Source organism: Vandammella animalimorsus, from assembly GCF_002285265.1.
Classification (GTDB): Bacteria; Pseudomonadota; Gammaproteobacteria; order Burkholderiales; family Burkholderiaceae_C; genus Lampropedia.
In genome coordinates this window covers 1-17,512 of the sequence record NZ_NSJB01000016.1, presented here as the reverse complement: position 1 = coordinate 17,512, position 17,512 = coordinate 1, and the positions used below count along the sequence as shown (strand labels likewise).

Annotated in this window: 16 protein-coding genes, 1 tRNA gene and 1 pseudogene; 16 read left to right on the top strand and 2 right to left on the bottom strand. The window is 67.9% G+C overall.

The genetic code is table 11. The features are described 5' to 3' along the window. Positions 1–14: 14 nt before the first annotated feature. From CK625_RS13070 to CK625_RS13020, 11 genes are all read left to right on the top strand, one after another. The gene (locus tag CK625_RS13070; protein WP_095540768.1) at positions 15–347 is read left to right on the top strand and encodes a (2Fe-2S)-binding protein; all 333 of its coding nucleotides are present in this window, start codon (positions 15–17) and stop codon (positions 345–347) included. Continuing rightward, a complete protein-coding gene (locus CK625_RS13065; protein WP_172425179.1) occupies positions 344–1,795 on the top strand; it encodes an NAD(P)/FAD-dependent oxidoreductase in 1,452 nt (483 codons plus the stop codon). The genes CK625_RS13070 and CK625_RS13065 overlap by 4 nt, the downstream gene beginning before the upstream one ends. Then, positions 1,792–3,048: an NAD(P)/FAD-dependent oxidoreductase gene (locus CK625_RS13060; RefSeq protein WP_095540767.1), complete on the top strand. Its 1,257-nt coding sequence runs from the start codon at positions 1,792–1,794 to the stop codon at positions 3,046–3,048. Before CK625_RS13065 ends, CK625_RS13060 begins: the two co-directional genes overlap by 4 nt. After that, positions 3,045–4,103: an extracellular solute-binding protein gene (locus CK625_RS13055; RefSeq protein ID WP_095540766.1), complete on the top strand. Its 1,059-nt coding sequence runs from the start codon at positions 3,045–3,047 to the stop codon at positions 4,101–4,103. The genes CK625_RS13060 and CK625_RS13055 overlap by 4 nt, the downstream gene beginning before the upstream one ends. Before the next feature lie 44 nt (positions 4,104–4,147). Next, positions 4,148–5,800, top strand: coding sequence for an ABC transporter substrate-binding protein (locus CK625_RS13050; protein ID WP_095540765.1), 1,653 nt, complete (start codon positions 4,148–4,150; stop codon positions 5,798–5,800). A 135-nt stretch (positions 5,801–5,935) separates the two neighbouring features. Next, positions 5,936–6,913 carry an ABC transporter permease gene (locus CK625_RS13045; RefSeq protein ID WP_095540785.1) on the top strand — a complete coding sequence of 326 codons (978 nt, stop codon included), beginning with the start codon at positions 5,936–5,938 and terminating at the stop codon, positions 6,911–6,913. Beyond that, complete coding sequence (locus CK625_RS13040) at positions 6,910–7,848, top strand: ABC transporter permease (protein WP_095540764.1); 939 nt, start codon at positions 6,910–6,912, stop codon at positions 7,846–7,848. Before CK625_RS13045 ends, CK625_RS13040 begins: the two co-directional genes overlap by 4 nt. A 13-nt stretch (positions 7,849–7,861) precedes the next feature. After that, positions 7,862–8,848, top strand: a complete 987-nt coding sequence (locus CK625_RS13035) for an ABC transporter ATP-binding protein (RefSeq protein WP_095540763.1) — start codon at positions 7,862–7,864, stop codon at positions 8,846–8,848. Further along, a complete protein-coding gene (locus CK625_RS13030; RefSeq protein WP_429001318.1) occupies positions 8,845–9,888 on the top strand; it encodes an ABC transporter ATP-binding protein in 1,044 nt (347 codons plus the stop codon). Before CK625_RS13035 ends, CK625_RS13030 begins: the two co-directional genes overlap by 4 nt. 75 nt (positions 9,889–9,963) lie before the next feature. Beyond that, positions 9,964–11,112 carry a M20 family metallopeptidase gene (locus CK625_RS13025; RefSeq protein ID WP_095540762.1) on the top strand — a complete coding sequence of 383 codons (1,149 nt, stop codon included), beginning with the start codon at positions 9,964–9,966 and terminating at the stop codon, positions 11,110–11,112. 448 nt (positions 11,113–11,560) lie between these two features. Then, complete coding sequence (locus CK625_RS13020; RefSeq protein ID WP_143326290.1) at positions 11,561–11,905, top strand: helix-turn-helix domain-containing protein; 345 nt, start codon at positions 11,561–11,563, stop codon at positions 11,903–11,905. 174 nt (positions 11,906–12,079) lie between these two features. Here CK625_RS13020 and CK625_RS13015 read toward each other — a convergent pair. Then, a tRNA-Leu gene (locus CK625_RS13015) sits at positions 12,080–12,164 on the bottom strand. Positions 12,165–12,201: 37 nt separating this feature from the next. Between CK625_RS13015 and cysM the strand changes: the two genes are divergently transcribed. From cysM to CK625_RS13000, 4 genes and pseudogenes are all read left to right on the top strand, one after another. Next, positions 12,202–13,104, top strand: a complete 903-nt coding sequence (gene cysM, locus CK625_RS13010) for a cysteine synthase CysM (RefSeq protein ID WP_095540760.1) — start codon at positions 12,202–12,204, stop codon at positions 13,102–13,104. Positions 13,105–13,195: 91 nt separating this feature from the next. Next, positions 13,196–13,765 (top strand): annotated as a pseudogene (locus CK625_RS13980) (NUDIX domain-containing protein); the annotation flags it as partial. 72 nt (positions 13,766–13,837) lie between these two features. Further along, a complete protein-coding gene (locus CK625_RS13975; RefSeq protein WP_172425182.1) occupies positions 13,838–14,095 on the top strand; it encodes a sulfurtransferase TusA family protein in 258 nt (85 codons plus the stop codon). A 52-nt stretch (positions 14,096–14,147) separates the two neighbouring features. Then, positions 14,148–15,047, top strand: a complete 900-nt coding sequence (locus CK625_RS13000; RefSeq protein ID WP_095540783.1) for a DMT family transporter — start codon at positions 14,148–14,150, stop codon at positions 15,045–15,047. A 22-nt stretch (positions 15,048–15,069) separates the two neighbouring features. Here the strand turns inward: CK625_RS13000 and CK625_RS12995 are convergent, their stop codons facing one another. Next, positions 15,070–15,909, bottom strand: a complete 840-nt coding sequence (locus tag CK625_RS12995) for an enoyl-CoA hydratase/isomerase family protein (protein ID WP_238945670.1) — start codon at positions 15,907–15,909, stop codon at positions 15,070–15,072. Between the two features lie 232 nt (positions 15,910–16,141). On the opposite strand from CK625_RS12995, the gene CK625_RS12990 reads away from it, so the two are divergent. Continuing rightward, positions 16,142–17,266: a high-affinity branched-chain amino acid ABC transporter substrate-binding protein gene (locus tag CK625_RS12990; protein ID WP_095540757.1), complete on the top strand. Its 1,125-nt coding sequence runs from the start codon at positions 16,142–16,144 to the stop codon at positions 17,264–17,266. Positions 17,267–17,512: the final 246 nt, after the last annotated feature.

Here is a 17,512-nt window from a genome sequence, read left to right as displayed (position 1 = left end):
AGGAGTCTGCCCACATGCCCAGCTCATCCGCACATGAAGTCCGCGCAGAGGCCCTGCTCCAGCGCCTCAAGGCCCTGGATCGGCCCGTGGTGCAGTTCACGCTCGACGGCCAGCCGGCCCGCGCCTTGCTGGGCGACACGGTCATGACCGCCATCCTCACCCAAGGCGCACAGCTGCGCACCCATGAATTCAGCCAGCTGCCCCGGGCAGGCTTTTGCCTCATGGGCGCCTGCCAGGATTGCTGGGTGCGCCTGGCCGATGGGCGCAGCATCCGCGCCTGCCAAAGCCTGCTGGAGCCGGGCATGGTCATCTGCACCAACGGCGCGCAACGCCGCCCAGGCCCATGACAACCACTGCCCCGCACTTTCGCCTGCAGCGCAGCACCTGCGCCGATCTGCCGCCCATCGTCGTGGGCGCGGGCCCGGCCGGCGTGCGCGCTGCCGCCACCTTGCTGGCCCACGGCCTGCGCCCAGTGGTGGTGGACGAGGCGCCCCGCTCGGGCGGGCAGGTGTACCGCCAGCCGCCGCCGGGGCTTGAGCGCAGCGCGCAAGAGCTCTACGGCAGCCAGGCCGGGCGCGCCCGGGCCGTGCATGCCTGCTTTGCCAGCATCCAGGCGCAGATCGACTACCGCCCCGACACGCTGCTGTGGAACGCCCAGCCCGACGGGCTGGATCTGCTGCATCAACCCACGCAAACGCTCTCCTGCCTGCCCTGGCGCGAGATCATCGTTGCCAGCGGTGCCACCGATCGCGTCCTGCCCTTGCCGGGCTGGACGCTGCCCGGCGTCTACACCCTGGGCGGCGCGCAAGTGGCGCTGAAATCCCAGGGCTGCGCCATTGGCAGCGCCGTGGTGTTCGCCGGCACCGGCCCGCTGCTGTACCTGGTGGCCAGCCAATACTCCCGCGCCGGTGCGCAGGTCGTGGCCGTGCTCGATACCGCCCCCCGCGCGGCGCGCTGGCGCGCCATCCCCGGCATGCTCAGCCAGCCCGCCATCGCGGCCCAGGGGCTGCAGCTCATCGCCAGACTGCGCGCGCAACGCGTGCCCGTGCACCGGGGCGTGCAACTGCTGCACATCGAAGGCGATGCCCGCCAGCAGCGCGCCCAGGCCATAGTCTGGCGCGACCATGCTGGCCGAGCGCAGCGCAGCGCCTGCAACGCCGTGGGCCTGGGCCACGCCCTGCGCCCGGAGACCCAGCTGGCCGATCTGCTCGGCTGCGCGTTCAGCTTCTCGCCCGTGCAGCGCTGCCACGTGCCAACCATCGACGCCATGCGCCGCAGCAGCGTGCCTGGCGTGTACCTGGCTGGCGACGGCGCTGCCGTCCTGGGGGCCGATGCGGCCGAATGCTCGGGCGAGCTGGCGGCCTGGGCGCTGCTGGCCGATCGCGGCCTGCCGGTGGATGCCACGCGCATCGCCCGCCTGCAGCGCCAGCTGGCGCGCGCGCAACGCTTTCGCCAGGCCATGGAACAGGCCTTCCCGCTGCCTGCCGCGCAATGGGCGCAGCACTGCCCAGGCGAGCTCGTCATCTGCCGCTGCGAGCACATCACCGCCGCCCAGGTGCACGCCGCCATCACCGAAGGCGGCGCGCAGGAGCTCAACCGCCTCAAGGCCCTGTGCCGCGTGGGCATGGGCCGCTGCCAGGGCCGCATGTGCGCCGCCGCCGCCGCCGAGCTGCTGGCCCACACCCTGGGCATGCCCGTGCAGCAGGTCGGGCGGCTGCGCGCGCAGGCCCCCATCAAACCCGTGCCGCTGGGCGCCGCCCTGGCCTCGCAAAAATCGGAGGGCAACGCCCCATGAGCGGCAGCACCCGCATTGGCAGCGACGTCATCGTCATCGGCGGCGGCATCATGGGCTGCGCCACGGCCTTGTTCCTGCGCCAGCGGCACAGGCTGCAAGTCACGCTGCTGGAGCGCGATGTCTGCGGCGCCCGCGCCAGCGGCATCAACTTCGGCGGCGTGCGCCGCCAGGGCCGCGCCATCGCCCAGTTGCCGCTGGCCCAGCGCTCCCAACAGCTCTGGGGGCGGCTGCGCAGCCTGATCGGCACCGATGGCGAATACGAGCGCAGCGGCCATTTCAAGATGGCGTTCACGGCCGCGCACATGCAGGCCCTGGCCGAGTACGCACAGCGCAGCAAGGACTATGGCCTGAACCTGCAGCTCATCGAGGGGCGCAGCGCACTGCAAAAGCACTTGCCTGCCGTGGGCGCGCGCATCGTCGGCGGCTCGCTGTGCCCCGAGGACGGCCAGGCCAACCCGCGCCTGGTCGCGCCGGCCTTTGCCCAGGCCGCGCGCCGCCATGGCGTCGATGTGCGCGAGCACACCACCGCCTGCGCCGTGGAGCACGATGGCCAGCGCTTCATCGTCCACGCCGCCCCCACCCAGCACACGGCCCGGCCTGGGGCCGCAGCCGCGCCCAGCCTGCGCGCCTGCGCGCCCGTGCTCGTCAACTGCGCCGGCGCCTGGGCCGCCCCTTTTGCCGCTCAATGGGGCGAGGCCGTGCCCATGCACACCATCGCGCCGGCCATGGGCGTTACCGAACCCCTGCCCTTTTTCCTGCCCTGGAGCCTGGGGGTCGAAGGCGGCAGCATTTACCTGCGCCAGGTGCGCCGGGGCAACATCGTCTTCGGCGGCGGGCGCGGCCACCTGTTCCCTGCTCCGGGCGCGGCGCCAGCGCACACCTGCGACGCCCCCGGGCAGCTGCCCGAGCACGCACGCACGACCCAAGGCGCCTTGCTGGCGCAGATGGCGCGGCTGAGCACCCTGCTGCCGCAGCTGGCCCATGCCCAGCTGATCCGCACCTGGAGCGGCAACGAAGGCAGCCTGCCCGACGACCAACCCATCCTTGGGCCCAGCCTGCGCCGGCCTGGCCTCTACCACGCCTTTGGCTTTTGCGGCGCGGGCTTTCAGCTCGGCCCCGGCGTGGGCGAGGTGCTGGCCGAGCTCATTGCCCAAGGGCGCACCGACACGCCGCTGCAGGCGTTTGCCATCGACCGTTTTTGCACCAGCGGGGCGGCACAGCCCCGCACAACCCATGAAGGAGACACGCCATGAAAAAACCGCAACAGACCTTGCTGAAGGCATCCCTGGGCCTGGCGGCGGCCAGCGCCGCGCTGCTGTGCGCCAGCGCCCAGGCGCAAACCCAAACGCTGTACATCGGCATGAACGGCGGCAACATGGAGCGCACCTACACGCAGTTCGTCTTTCCGCCCTTTGAGAAAGCGCACAACGTCAAGGTCGTGGTCGTGCCCGGCACTTCCACCGACATCCTGGCCAAGGCCCAGGCGGCCAAGGGCAAAGCGCAAATGCACGTCATGACGCTGGACGACGGCATCATGTATCGCGCCATCGGCATGGGCCTGTGCGAGAAGATCCAGCCCAGCGGCCACATGGCCTCGTTGCCCGACATCGTGCGCATCAAGGACCATGCCGTGGGCCTGTCCATGGGGCTGACCGGCCTGGCCTACAGCACCAAAGCCTTTGCCGATCAAGGCTGGGCGCCGCCCACCTCCTGGGGCGATCTGGCCGATGCCAAGTACAAAGGCAAGGTCGTCGTGCAGTCCATGCCCGCATCCTCTTTTGGCCTGCACGCCTTTTTGATGTTCAACCGCCTCAAGGGCGGCAACGAGAGCAACGTCAACCCCGGCTTCGAGGCCTGGCCCGAGACCATCGGCCCCAACGTCGTCGAATACATCCCCAACTCCAGCAAGATCGTCGAGATGATGCAAGCGGGTGACGCCGCGCTCTTTCCCTACACCTTCACGCAGACCGAGCTGATGAAGTCCAAGGGCATCCCCATGGAGTTCGTCGCGCCCAAGGAGGGGGCCGTGGTGCTCATGACGGCGCAATGCGCGCTGGCCGACAACCCCGACAGCGCCATGGCGCTCAAGCTGATGGACTACCTGGTCAGCCCCCAGGCCCAGGCGCTGGCCATGGAGCACGGCTCCTACAACCCCGTCAACCCCCAGGCCCCGCTCAAGGGCAAGGCCGCAGAAGACCAGGCGCGCATGAACGACATCCTGAAAACCGCCGTCGTGCTGGACTGGGACGTGATCAACGCCGAGCGCCCGGCGTGGAGCAAGCGCTGGAACCGCACGGTGGAGCGATAAGCCGCCCAAACCGCCCGCAGGCGCTGTCAACGAGGAGATTTTTCATGACCACTTTGCATACCCCCCGCGGCCATGGCCGCACGCTGGCGCGCGGCGCCGCATGGGCCTTGCTCACGCCCCTGGCCCTGTGCACGGGCCTTGCCTGGGCCCAGTCGCTGACCATCGGCCTGGCCTCGGAGCCCACCGCCGCCGACCCGCACTACCACAAGGTCACGCCCAATGACGCCTTGGCCGCGCACGTCTTCGAATCGCTGGTCCATCGCAACGCGCAAATGCAACCCGTGCCGGCCCTGGCCGAGTCCTGGCGCGCGCTGGACGACTTGACCTGGGAAATCAAGCTGCGCCAGGGCGTGAAATTCTCCAACGGCGCGCCCTTCACCTCGCAGGACGTGCTGTTCACCATCTGCAGGGTTTTGAACAACGAGGCCAACGTCTCGCGCTCCTACACCGAGCCGGCGCGCAGCTTCACCGATGTGCAAACGCCCGATGCACACACCGTCATCCTGAAGACCACGCGCCCCATTCCCACCATGCCCGTGGAGCTGGCGCGGGCGCTGCCCATCATCTGGAGCGGCATCGCCCAGTTCGACAAGCTGCACTTCGCCCCCAAGCAAGGCTGCGGCGTGACCTCGCCCTGGCCCACCGTGGCCGATTTCAATACCGGCAAATTCCTGGTGGGCACAGGCCCCTACAAGATCAAGTCCTACGTCAAGGGCACAGGCACCGAGCTGGAGCGCAACGACGGCTATTGGGGCGAAAAGCCGCACTGGGAGAGGGTCAAGCTGGTGCCCGTGCCCAATCCCGGCGCCCGGCTGACGGGCTTGCTCGCCGGCGACTACGACCTGATCGAAAACCCGGCGGCGCGCGATCTGCCGCGCATCAAGAACAACAGCCAGTTCGATTTCGTGGCCACTCCGTCCACGCGCCTGATCTTCTTCCAGCCCGACGTGGGCCGCGCCCAAAGCCCCTTCGTGAAGGCGCCCGATGGCAAGAACCCGCTGCAGGATCTGCGCGTGCGCCAGGCCATCAACATGGCCATCGACCGCAAGGCCATCGTCCAGCGCCTGATGGATGGCATGGCCACGGTGGCCTACCAATACATGCCCGATGGCATGTTCGGCAGCCTGGACAAGCCCGAGCAAATCGCCTTTGACCCCAAGCGCGCCAAAGAGCTGCTGGCCGAGGCCGGCTACCCCAATGGCTTTGAGCTGACGCTGACCTCCACCAACGACCGCTACGTCAACGACGGGCAAATCGCGCAGACCGTGGCCCAGTACCTCACGCGCATCGGCATCAAGACCCAGGTGGACGCGCAGGCCGCCGCGATCTACTTTCCCAAGCGCGCCAAGCGCGAGTTCAGCTTTGCCATTGGCGGCTGGCCATCGGAAAACGGCGAGGCCTCGGCGCTGTTCCAGTACTGGCTGACCACCACCGATCGCGAGAAAAGCCTGGGCACCAGCAACTACGGCGGCTTCAGCCATGGGCCATTCGATGAAGTCTTCCTGCCGGCCATGCTGCTCATGGACGATGGCCAGCGCCGCGCCCAGTACCAAAAGGCCACGCGCATCGCGCTGGAGAACGTGCCGCTGATCCCCCTGCATTTCGAAAGCAGCATCTGGGCCTTCAAGAAAGGGCTGAGCTACGAAGGGCGGCGCGATCAGTACACGCTGGCCACGGCGGTCAAGCCTGCACCTTGAGCGCCTGTTCACAATCTCGGCGCGAATGAGCAAACAGCGGTTTTGGATGGGCTTTGCGAGGCAGCAGACTCGCGCCAATCGGCCGATGCGCACGATGCCGAGATTCGTGCAGACCTTGCCTGACAAGGAGTGCCCGTGATTCTGTATGTGCTGCGCCGTCTGGTGCAAAGCGTGATGGTGCTGCTGGCGGTATCGCTGGTGGTGTTTCTGGCCGTGTATGCCGTGGGCGACCCCATTGAGCTGCTGGTCAGCCCCGATGCCAGCGAGGCCGACCGCCAGGCCATGATCGCGCGCCTGGGCCTGGACTTGCCCGTGTGGCAGCAGTATCTGAACTTCATGCACAGGGCCTTGCAGGGGGATCTGGGCGTTTCCTTCGTGCACGGCGTGCCCAGCATTGAGCTGATCCTGCAGCGCTTTCCGGCCACCTTCGAGCTGGTGCTGGTGGCCATGGCGCTGACCTGCGTACTGGGCATTGCGCTGGGGCTGCTGGCCGGGCTCTACCACGACCGCGCCCTGGGGCGCACTCTGATGGGCGGCTCGGTGCTGGGCTTTTCCCTGCCCAATTTCTGGCAAGGCATGATGCTGATCTTGCTGTTTGCCGTCTGGCTGCAGTGGCTGCCCGCCTCGGGCCGGGGCGAGACGGTGGCGGTGCTGGGCCTGCCCCTGTCACTGCTGACAGCCGATGGCTGGCGCCACGTGCTGCTGCCGGCCACGAACCTGGCGCTGGCCAACATCGCCCTGGTCTTGCGCCTGACGGCCACGGGCGTGATGGACGCCAAGACACAGGATTACGTGAAGTTCGCCCGCGCCAAGGGCATCAGCGAGCGGCGCATCGTGGGCCGCCACATCCTGCGCAACATCCTGATCCCAGTCATCACCGTCATCGGCATGGAGTTTGGCCATCTGCTGGCGTACTCAACCATCACCGAGAAAGTGTTCGCCTGGCCCGGCATGGGCAAGCTGCTGATCGAGAGCATCGAGCGCCTGGACCGCCCGGTGGTGGTGGTCTACGTCATGCTGGTGACCTTCGCCTTCGTCGTCATCAACCTGGTGGTGGACGTGCTCTACGCGGCGCTCGATCCTCGCGTGCAATTGCAGCAGGAGGCCTCATGACGCAACGCCTTGCCCCGCCCCCATCCGTCTCGCCCGATGGGGGCGGCCCGCGCGCCCAGCCATTGCAGCACACGCCCGCGCGCCGCGCCATCCTGCGCCGCCTGCGCAGCAAGCCTTCGGTCAAGGGCTCGGCTCTGGCATTGTTGGCGCTGCTGGCGGTGGTACTGCTGGCGCCCTGGCTGGCGCCGCAAAACCCCTATGACCTGGCCGCGCTGGATTTTCTCGATGGGCGCCTGGCGCCCGGCGCGCAATCGGCCTCGGGAGCGACCTACTGGCTGGGCACCGACGATCAGGGGCGCGACATGCTCAGCGCCATTCTCTACGGCCTGCGCATCAGCCTGGTGGTGGGGCTCAGCGCCGTGGGGCTGGCCGCGCTGATCGGCTCCCTGGCTGGCCTGCTTGCGGCCTACCGCGGCGGCGCCATCGACGCCCTGCTCATGCGCGTGGTGGATTTCATCCTGGGCTTTCCCTCCATGCTGGTGGCGCTGGTGCTGCTGGCAGCCATTGGCCGAGGGGTGGACAAGGTCATCCTGGCCATCGTGCTGGTGCAATGGGCCAACTACGCGCGCATCATGCGCGCCCGCGCCTTGCAGGAGCGCAAGAAGGAATACGTCGAGGCCGCGCGCAATCTGGGCTTTTCCGCCTGGCGCATCATGACGCGCCACTTGCTGCCCAACTGCATCGCCCCGGTGCTGGTGTTTGCCACCATCCAGATTGCCAATGCCATCGCGCTGGAGGCCACGCTGTCCTTCCTGGGCGTGGGCGTGCCCATCACCGAGCCTTCGCTGGGCCTGCTGATCGCCAACGGTTTCAACTATCTGCTCTCGGGCGAGTACTGGATCAGCATGTTCCCCGGCCTGGCCCTGCTGGCGCTGATCCTCGCCATCAACCTGCTGGGCGATCGCTTGCGCGCAGCCCTGGACCCAAGGAGCTAAGAGGAGCCAAGACATGGCAGAACCTTTGCTGGAAATTCGCAACCTGCACACCGTCTTTCACACCGAGGAGGGGGCCTGGCCGGCTGTGAGCGAGCTCAGCTTGCAGCTGCAGCGCGGCGAGATCCTGGGCCTGGTGGGCGAGTCCGGCTCGGGCAAATCGGTCACGGGCTTTTCCATCTTCGGCATGATCGACGCGCCAGGTGAAGTCACCCAGGGCCAGGTGCTGCTGCAGGGCCAGGACCTGCGCCAGCTCACGCCCAAGGCCATGCGCAGCCTGCGCGGCAGACGCATCGCCATGATTTTTCAGGACCCGCTGATGACGCTCAACCCGGTGCTGCGCATCCAGGAGCAGATGATGGAGGCCATCCTGGCCCACGAGCGCGTGCCGCGCGCCCAGGCCTTGCAGCGCTGCGCCCAGGCGCTGGCCATGGTCGGCATCCCCGCGCCGCAAAAGCGCCTGCGCAGCTGGCCGCACGAGTTCTCCGGCGGCATGCGCCAGCGCGTGGCCATCGCCATCGCCATGCTCAACCGGCCCGATCTCATCATCTGCGATGAGCCCACGACGGCGCTGGACGTCACCATCCAGGGGCAAATCCTCTACCGCATGCAACAAATCTGCCAGCAACACGGCACGGCGCTGATCTGGATCACCCACGACCTGGGCGTGATTGCCGAGCTGGCCGACCGCGTGGCCGTGATGTACGCCGGGCGCATCGTCGAAAGCGGCCAGGTCGATGCGGTGTTCGACGCGCCGCGCCACCCCTACACGCAAGGGCTGCTGCAATCGCTGCCTGCACAGGCCCAGCCGGGCCAGCGCCTGGCGCAAATCAATGGCATGGCCCCCAGCCTCTCGGGGCGCGTGAGTGGCTGCGCCTTTGCGCCGCGCTGCCCCCGCGCCAGCGCCCGCTGCCTGTCCGAACAACCGGCGCCCAGCACAGAGGCAACAGCGCAGGGCCCGCGCGAATACCGCTGCTTTCACCCGCTGCAGGCCAGCGCATGAACACCACGCAAGAACTGGACATGAACACCACCGAACCTGCCCAGGCCCCGCCAGTGATTGCACTGCGCGATGTGCACAAACGCTTCAGCCATCGGCCAGACGCCCTGACCCGTTGGCTGGCCGCCATCACGCGCCAGCCGATGCAGACGCGCACCGTGCACGCCGTCAATGGCGTCAGCCTGGAGGTTGCGCGCGGCCAAGTGTTGGGGCTGGTGGGCGAGTCCGGCTGCGGCAAATCCACCCTGGGGCGCATCGTCGCCGGCCTGCACCAGCCCTGCCAGGGCCAGCTGCACTACCAGGGGCAGGATGTGCGCAGCCTGCAAGGGGCCGACAAACTGGCCTACACGCTGGGCGTGCAAATGGTGTTCCAGGATCCGCAGGCCTCGCTCAACCCGCGCCAAAAGCTCCATCAAATCCTCGGTGAAGCCTTGCGCGTGCACCGCCTGGCGCCTGCGGCCAACATCCCCGCGCGCGTCGACGCCGCGCTGGCCGAGGTGGGCCTGGCGCCGGAATACCGCAACCGCCTGCCGCACCAGATCTCCGGCGGCCAGCGCCAGCGCGTGGGCATTGCCCGGGCCCTGATGGTCGGCCCGGAATTTCTCGTCTGCGATGAGCCCGTGGCCGCGCTGGACGTGTCCATCCAGGCCCAGGTCATCAACCTTTTCATGGACTTGCGCGCCCAGCGCGGCCTGACCTGCCTGTTCATCAGCCACGACATGAGCGTGGTGCGCCACATCTGCGACCGCGTGGCCATCATGTACCTGGGCAAGATCGTCGAAATGGCCGATACCGCCAGCGTCTTCGCCCAGGCCCAGCACCCCTATACCCAAGCGCTGCTGGCCGAAGTCCCCAACGTCTCGCGGCGCAAGCGCATCTTCGCGCCCATTCAGGGCGAAATCCCCTCGCCGCTGAACCCGCCGCCGGGCTGCAGCTTTCATCCACGTTGCCCGCACGCCATGCCGCTCTGCCAGCAGCAGGCGCCGGCGCTGCAGGCCAGCGCCGCCGGGCACAGCGTCGCCTGCCACCTCGTACAGGGCTGAGTGCAATGCCTGCCAGGCATCGCGCCCAGGCTCTGGCACGCCCCGCCCGTTTTCTGCCACCTCTTGAATGGACGCATGACTTTCGATACCACCCCCCTCGTGCAAGGCATTTGCGACTGGATGCGCTGCGAATCTCCTTCCAGCGATGCGGCAGCCGTCACGCGCATGGCCGAGTTGATGCGCAACGCGGCCCAGGCCGCCGGCCTGCGCACCAGACTCACGCCCATCAGCGCCGAGCGCCCAGGCCAGCCCAGCGGCCCTGAGCTGCCCCTGCTGCACATCAGCAACCGGGCAGAGGGCGACGCCCGCCCAGGGCTGCTGGTGCTGGGCCATTGCGACACCGTCCACCCCATCGGCATGCTGCAGGAAAACCCCGTGCGCATCGAAGGCGATCGCCTCTACGGCCCTGGCGGCTACGACATGAAAGCCGGGGTGTACATGGCGCTGAGCGCACTGGCAGCCGCAGCCCGGCCCGGCAGCACAGCGCTGCCGGTGGACCTGCTCATCGTGCCCGATGAGGAAACCGGTAGCCACGCCTCGCGCAGGCACATCGAAGCCTTTGCCCGCAACGCCCGCTACTGCCTGGTGGCAGAGCCAGCGCGCGCCCACGGCGGACGCTGCGTGACCGCGCGCAAAGGCACGGGGATGCTGTACCTGTGCGTGCAGGGCCGCGCCGCCCACGCCGGCGTGGCCCACGCGCAAGGGCGCAGCGCCATTCGCGAAATGGCCCACCAAATCCTGGCGCTGGAGGCCATGACCGACTACGAGCACGGCATCAGCGTCAACGTCGGCACCATCACCGGCGGCAGCGCCACCAACACCGTGCCGGCCCAATGCCGCTGCACCGTGGATTTGCGCCTGCCGGATACCGCAGCCATCGACGAGCTGCTGCCCAGGCTGCGCGCCCTGCGCCCCGTGGGCGAGGATGTGACACTGCAAGTCGACATCGAAATCAACCGACCGCCCATGGTCAAGACCGAGCACACCCAGCGCCTGCTCGAACGCGCCCAGGCCTCGGCCCGCGCCGTGGGCCTGACGCTGGAGGAAGCGCCGCCCACCGGCGGCGGCAGCGACGCCAACTTCACCGCCGCACTGGGCGTGCCCTCACTGGACGGCCTGGGCGCAGACGGCGACGGCGCCCATACCCGGCAAGAACACATCCTCATCTCCACCCTGGCACTGCGCACACGCTTCTGGCATCACCTGTTGACGCATTTGAATTAGGGGTTGTTGAAATTTGGTTTGCGAAGCGGTTTTTCGCGGCAAAAGCCGCAAATGCAAGGCGAAAACGCTGCGGCTGCGCAGTTTTGACCGAAAACACCGCCGCAACACTCAATCTCAACAACCCTGGCAGGCCGCAACACATCCCCCCTGGCGCACAGCTTGCGCCCTGCTTCAGCGCCGGCCTGGGCATCCGCTTCTACAATCGGCTTTGTTGCGTGCCATGCATGGCCGTCATCGCCCCCTTCGCCAGCTTGCGCCAGCCGCCGATGACGCCATGGGCACTGTGGGCCTGCCCGGCGCTCTGGCCAGGCAGGTGCTTTTTCTTCCATTTCTCAATCCAGGCGGCAGGCCATGCGGCCGCTGGCATGGGCTGCCCAAGCCAGCGAGCGCATTCAGCCAAGCCCTTGACCGGGAAATGGGATCACCCCCTCATCGACGAGATATCCCTATGTGCGCAAGAAAAATCAACCTGGCAGAAATGGCCGATGCGGTGGCCACCAAGGTGCAGGCTCCCGTCGCAGCGCCGCCCGCGCCCTTTGGCGCGAGCGTGCCCAGCCCTGTCGAGGCTGGCAGCACGCCCCAGCAGGCCAAGACCCGCCAGGCCCGCAAGGCCCTGGGCCTGCCGCAGGTCAATTTCGCGCGGCTCATCAACACCCCGCTGGCCCTGCTCAACGATTGGGAGCAAGGCCGGCAGGTGCCGCCCGGCGCGGCCGTGTGTCTGTTTGAGCTGCTGATCCGCCACCCGGAACTGGCCAAGGAGCTGGAGCAGGCCGATCGCGGCGAGCAGGGCTGAGCCGCCCCGGCCTGCACGCCCTGCCCCGCATCACATCACATCACATCACATCGCATCACAGCACAGCACACAGCCCCCGCTCTGCCCGGGGGCTGTGTGCTTTTAGCTTTCGACTCAGAGCGGGCAACAAAAAGGGCCTACGCCCATTCAGGTCGTAAGCCCTTGCACATTCGCTGGTGCCGGAGGCCGGAATCGAACCGGCACGCCTTGCGGCGGCGGATTTTGAGTCCGCTGCGTCTACCAATTTCACCACTCCGGCTGGCAGAAAGCGGCAAATTATATGGCACATTCGCAGCATGCAATTCCAAACGATTGAGGACATCGTCGGCCAGACGCCGCTGGTGGCGCTGCAGCGCCTTGAGCGCCAGGCGTGTCTGGCGCGCGGCAATACCTTGCTGGCCAAGCTCGAGGGCAACAATCCGGCCGGCTCGGTCAAGGATCGCCCGGCGCTGGCGATGATCCAGCGCGCGCAGCAGCGCGGCCAGATCCGCCCCGGCGACACACTGATCGAGCCGACCTCGGGCAACACCGGCATTGCGCTGGCCATGGCCGCGGCCATCAAGGGCTATCGCATGGTGCTGGTCATGCCCGAGGATTTGTCGATCGAGCGCGCACAGACCATGAAGGCCTTCGGGGCCGAGCTGATTCTGACTCCCAAGAGCGGCGGCATGGAGGCCGCGCGCGATCTGGCCGAGGCCATGGCCGCCAGGGGCGAGGGCGTGATCCTCAACCAGTTCGCCAACGCCGACAACCCGGGCATTCATTACGAGAGCACCGGGCCGGAGCTGTGGCAGCAGACGCAGGGGCGCATCAGCCACTTCGTCAGCGCCATGGGCACCACCGGCACCATCACCGGCGTGGCGCGCTATCTGAAGGAGCAGAACCCGGCCATCCGCATCATCGGCGCCCAGCCCGCGCCGGGCGCGCGCATTCCGGGCATCCGCAAGTGGCCCGAGCCCTACCAGCCCAGCATCTACGAGCCCGGCCTGGTCGATGAGCTGCTGCCGGTGGCCCAGGACGATGCCGAGCACATGTGCCGCCGCCTGGCGCGTGAGGAAGGCATCTTTGCCGGCATCTCCTCGGGCGGCGCGCTGTGGGCCGCGCTGCAGGTGCAGGCGGCGGTGCGCGATGCGGTGATTGCCTTTGTGGTCTGCGACCGGGGCGATCGTTACCTGTCCACCGGCGTGTTTCCGATCTGAAAGCCTGTTCAAAGTCTCTGGCCCTGCTGAGCCACGCAAGACAGGCCCTCACTCCCAGCCCACCCGCACAAAACAACAGCAAAAGCACCCCATGAGCACCCCCACCTACGAGATGCGCTACTGCCCGCACTGCGCCACGGCGCTGGCCTGGGTGCAGGCGCAGGAAGACAGCGGCCTGGTTGACCGGCTGCGCTGCCCGGCCTGCGGCTGGACGCACTGGAACAACCCCACGCCCGTGCTGGCGGCCATCGTCGAGTACCACGGCCAGATCCTGCTGGCGCGCAATGCGCTGTGGAAAGACCGCTTCTTCGGCCTGATCACGGGCTTCATGGAGGCGGGCGAGACGCCCGAGCAAGGCATTGCCCGCGAGGTCAAGGAGGAGGTCAACCTCGACGTGCAGCAGTGCACGCTGGTCGATGTCTCGGCCTTTTTGCGCATGAACCAGGTGCTCATCAGCTACCACGTGCTCGCCACCGGCGAGATCGCGCTCTCGCCCGAGCTGTCCGAATACCGGCTGGTCGATCCGGCCCAGGCCACGGTCTGGACCACGGGCACCGGGCTGGCGCTGCAGAAATGGCTGCGCGCGCGCGGCTTCGAGCCGCAGGTCATCGAGCGCTACCCGCAGGCCAGCGCCCAGGCCAGCAGCGCAGCGCCCACCGATGCCCACACGGCCAGCGCCGCGCCAGCTGCCGCACCGGCCCCGGCAGCCAGCGCCAACATCGCCAACCATGGCGTGGACGCTGCGGGCGATGCAGCAGCCGGCGCGGTGGCCCTCGAAGTCGATGCCAAGGGCCTGCGCTGCCCGCAGCCCATCCTGCGTGCCAAGAGGGCGCTGGCCACGCTGCAAAGCGGCCAGCGGCTGCGCGTGCTGGCCACCGACAGCGGCTCGCTGCAGGACTTCGCCGCCTTTGCGCGGCAAACCGGCAATGCGCTGATTGCGCAGCACACCGATGAGGCTGGGGTGCACCACTTCGTGCTGCAGCGCCGTTGAGCGCCAATCGGCCTTGCATGCCAACACCGGCCACGCCAACACCTGCCAAGCCATGAGCACCACCGCCGCGCCTGCGCCGCGCCACGCGGCCGGCATTGCCTACATGCTGGCCGGGGCCTTTTGCCTGGCCTGCAGCGATGCCCTGGCCAAGTGGCTGGGCGCGCACTACCCGCCCATGCAGTTGCTGCTGCTGCGCGCCGCGCTGGCCGCGCCGGCGCTGCTGGCGCTGGTGGCACTGACGCTGGGCCCGGCCGCGCTGCGCACGGCCAATCTGGGCATCCACACGCTGCGCGGGCTGATCAACGTCATCTGCGCGATCTGCTTTTACTGGAGCATGACGCTGCTGCCGCTGGCGCACACCACGGCGCTGACCTTTTGCGCGCCGCTGTTCATCGCGCTGATCTCGGCCCTGGTGCTCAAGGAGCGCCTGGGCCTGGGCGCCTGGCTGGCCATCGGTGCGGGCTTTTGCGGCGTGGTGCTGATTGCCGCCTCACACGGCGCCAGCGCAGCGCAGGCAAGCCATCAGCCCCTGTGGGCCATGGCGCTGCCCGTGCTCACCGCGCTGGGCTACGCCATCATGATGCTCAGCGCGCGGCGCATCCGCCCCGGCGAGCACATGCTCACCACCATGACCTACATCGTGCTGGGCCAGCTGGTGTTTGCCGCGCCCGCTGCGTTGCTGGGCGGCTTCTGGGTGCCGCTGTCGCCCGCACACGCACCGCAGCTGGCCGCGCTGGCGCTGTGCGCCACGCTGGGGCTGGGTTTCATCACCCAGGCCTTTCGGCTGGCGCCGGCGGCCGTGGTCGTGCCCTTTGACTACAGCCTGCTGCTGTGGTCCACCCTGCTGGGCTGGCTGATCTGGCGCGAGCAGCCAGCCTGGGGCTTTTACCTGGGCGCGGCGCTGATCGTCGCCGCCGGGCTGTACACCGCCTTGCGCCACGCCCGGCGCTGATTCAGAACCCGTTGCAAGCTGTTCAAAACTGCGGCTTGCGCTTGGCCAGAAAGGCGGCGATGCCTTCGCGGTGCTCGGCGCTGGGGGCGTAGTCGTACGCGCCGGGCAGCAGCGCGGCCAGCGCCTGTTGCTGGCCGGCGTCGGCCAGCGTGCGCAGGCTGCGCTTGTGCATGCGCGCGGCCTGCGGCGCCAGGGCCAGCAGGCGCTGCACCCATTGCTGCGCGGCGGCCTCGAACTCCTGCTCGGGCAGCAGTTGGGCCACAAAACCCGCCTCGTGCAGCGCCTGCGCCGGCAGCACCTGCGCGGCCAGCAGCATGCGCCGCGCCAGCGCATCGCCCACGGCGCGCCCCACCAGGGCCAGCTCGCGCGGCGCCATTGGAAAGCCCAGCCGCGCAATCGGCGCGCCGAACTGCGAGCGCGCCGTGGCGATGCGCAGATCGCAGCAACTGGCAATCTCCAGCCCCGCGCCCATGCAAGGGCCGTCGATGGCGGCAATCAGCGGCACCTCGCAGGCCAACATGGCGCCCAGGCCGCCCCAGACCTGCTGCTCATGAAAATGCGCCAGCGACTGGGGCTCGAAGCGAAACTGCGCGTACTCGGAAATGTCGCCGCCGGCGCAAAATGCGCCATCCTCGCCCGTGACCAGCACGCAGCGCAGCTGCGGCTGCTGCGCGATGCGCTCGAACACCTCGCGCAGCTGCAGCCACATGGCCACCGTCATAGCCCCGAGTTTTCCCGAATTGCGCACGCGCACATGCGCCCAGCAGGGCGCGCCATCGCCCCTGCCATCGCCCTCGCCTGCGGCGTGCCAATCCAGCGCAATGCCTGCAGCGGCGCGGCTTTGCTCGTCTTCCATTGCCATCCTTTCGTCCTGCGGCGCACGCCCAAAAAGCGGCGCTGCGCCCCATTGATGAACCCGTACCGCGGGCTCGGAAATCCGCGTTTGCCTCAATGGCGCAAACAATTTTGGCGTGTATGCTTGATCCGTTTTGCGCGTGCTGCCGCCAAGCGCATGGCCAGGCGCATGCGCGAGCAAATCCATCAAAACCTGTTCTGCATCTCGAACAGCCCTGCACACACATCAAGGAGCCATCATGACGCAATTTCGTCTCAAGTCGGTCGTCACTGCCGCCGCCATCGCCGGCGCGCTGGCATTCTCGGCCGGCGCCTACGCCCAGAACATCAAGATCGCCGTGGTCGGCCCGACCACCGGCCCCGTGACGCAGTACGGCGACATGGTCAAGGAAGGCGTGGAAACGGCCATCGAGCAGATCAACGCCGGCGGCGGCGTGCTGGGCAAGCAGCTCGAGGCGGTCTACATCGACGACGCCTGCGAGCCCAAGCAAGGCCCGGTGGCTGCCAACCGCGTGGTCAACGACAAGATTGGCTACGTGGTCGGCGGCGTCTGCTCGGGCGCCACCATCGCCGCTGCGCCCATCTATGACGAGGAAGGCGTGGTCATGGTCACGCCCTCGGCCACCTCCCCCGCGCTGACCGACGGCAAGGACTATCAGTTCATCTTCCGCACCATCGGCCGCGACGATCAGCAAGGCCCGGCCGCCGCCAAGTTCATCATCGAGAAGGTCAAGCCCAGCAAGGTCGCCGTGCTGCACGACAAGGCCTCCTACGGCCAGGGCATTGCCAGCGCCGTGCGCGACAACCTGCAGGCCGCCAAGGTGCCCGTGGCCATTTTTGAAGGCATCAACGCCGGTGACACCGACTACTCTGCCGTGATCACCAAGCTCAAGTCCGAAGGCATCGACTTCGTGTACTTCGGCGGCTACCACCCCGAAATGGGCCTGCTGCTGCGCCAGGCCAAGGAGCAAGGCGTGACGGCCAAGTTCATGGGCCCCGAAGGCGTGGGCAACCCCGACATCAACGCCATCGCCGGCGACGCCGTCGAGGGCATGCTGGTGACGCTGCCGGCGGACTTCACGCAGAACCCGGACAACGCCAAGATCGTGCAGGCCTTCAAGGACAAGAAGCGCAACCCCGGCGGCGCCTTCCAGATGACGGCCTACGCCGCCACGCTGGCCATTGCCGAAGGCATCAAGGGCGCAGGCGCCAACGAGCCGGAGAAGGTGGCCCAGTTCCTCAAGGGCGCCAAGCTGCCCAGCCCGGTGGGCGAGCTGTCCTGGAACAAGGCCGGCGACCTCAACAGCTTCAAGTTCGACGTCTTCAACTGGCACAAGGACGGCAGCAAGACCGCTGCGCAATAAGCCATTGCCCAGTTCCGATGCCGCAGCGGCTGCGGCATCGCAGCATAAAAAAGCAGCGCCCAGGGCGTAATGCCGTTCACTTAACAGCACGAACCTGCTTGAACGGATAGCGAGCAGGGGGCTTCTTCACAACACGGGGGCATTGTCGCCCCCGTCGTTGTTTGGGCAGCAGTTGCTCACCCAGACGCTGGCGTAACCGCAGCAAGTGCTTGGGCAGCAATCCCGGGCTGATGCTCGCCAGGCTGA

Coding starts and splice junctions, on each gene's coding strand:
- CK625_RS13070 (WP_095540768.1), top strand. CDS start 15: ATGCCCAGCTCATCCGCACATGAAGTCCGCGCAGAGGCCCTGCTCCAG.
- CK625_RS13065 (WP_172425179.1), top strand. CDS start 344: ATGACAACCACTGCCCCGCACTTTCGCCTGCAGCGCAGCACCTGCGCC.
- CK625_RS13060 (WP_095540767.1), top strand. CDS start 1,792: ATGAGCGGCAGCACCCGCATTGGCAGCGACGTCATCGTCATCGGCGGC.
- CK625_RS13055 (WP_095540766.1), top strand. CDS start 3,045: ATGAAAAAACCGCAACAGACCTTGCTGAAGGCATCCCTGGGCCTGGCG.
- CK625_RS13050 (WP_095540765.1), top strand. CDS start 4,148: ATGACCACTTTGCATACCCCCCGCGGCCATGGCCGCACGCTGGCGCGC.
- CK625_RS13040 (WP_095540764.1), top strand. CDS start 6,910: ATGACGCAACGCCTTGCCCCGCCCCCATCCGTCTCGCCCGATGGGGGC.
- CK625_RS13035 (WP_095540763.1), top strand. CDS start 7,862: ATGGCAGAACCTTTGCTGGAAATTCGCAACCTGCACACCGTCTTTCAC.
- CK625_RS13030 (WP_429001318.1), top strand. CDS start 8,845: ATGAACACCACGCAAGAACTGGACATGAACACCACCGAACCTGCCCAG.
- CK625_RS13025 (WP_095540762.1), top strand. CDS start 9,964: ATGACTTTCGATACCACCCCCCTCGTGCAAGGCATTTGCGACTGGATG.
- CK625_RS13020 (WP_143326290.1), top strand. CDS start 11,561: ATGTGCGCAAGAAAAATCAACCTGGCAGAAATGGCCGATGCGGTGGCC.
- cysM (WP_095540760.1), top strand. CDS start 12,202: ATGCAATTCCAAACGATTGAGGACATCGTCGGCCAGACGCCGCTGGTG.
- CK625_RS13000 (WP_095540783.1), top strand. CDS start 14,148: ATGAGCACCACCGCCGCGCCTGCGCCGCGCCACGCGGCCGGCATTGCC.
- CK625_RS12995 (WP_238945670.1), bottom strand. CDS start 15,909: ATGGCAATGGAAGACGAGCAAAGCCGCGCCGCTGCAGGCATTGCGCTG.
- CK625_RS12990 (WP_095540757.1), top strand. CDS start 16,142: ATGACGCAATTTCGTCTCAAGTCGGTCGTCACTGCCGCCGCCATCGCC.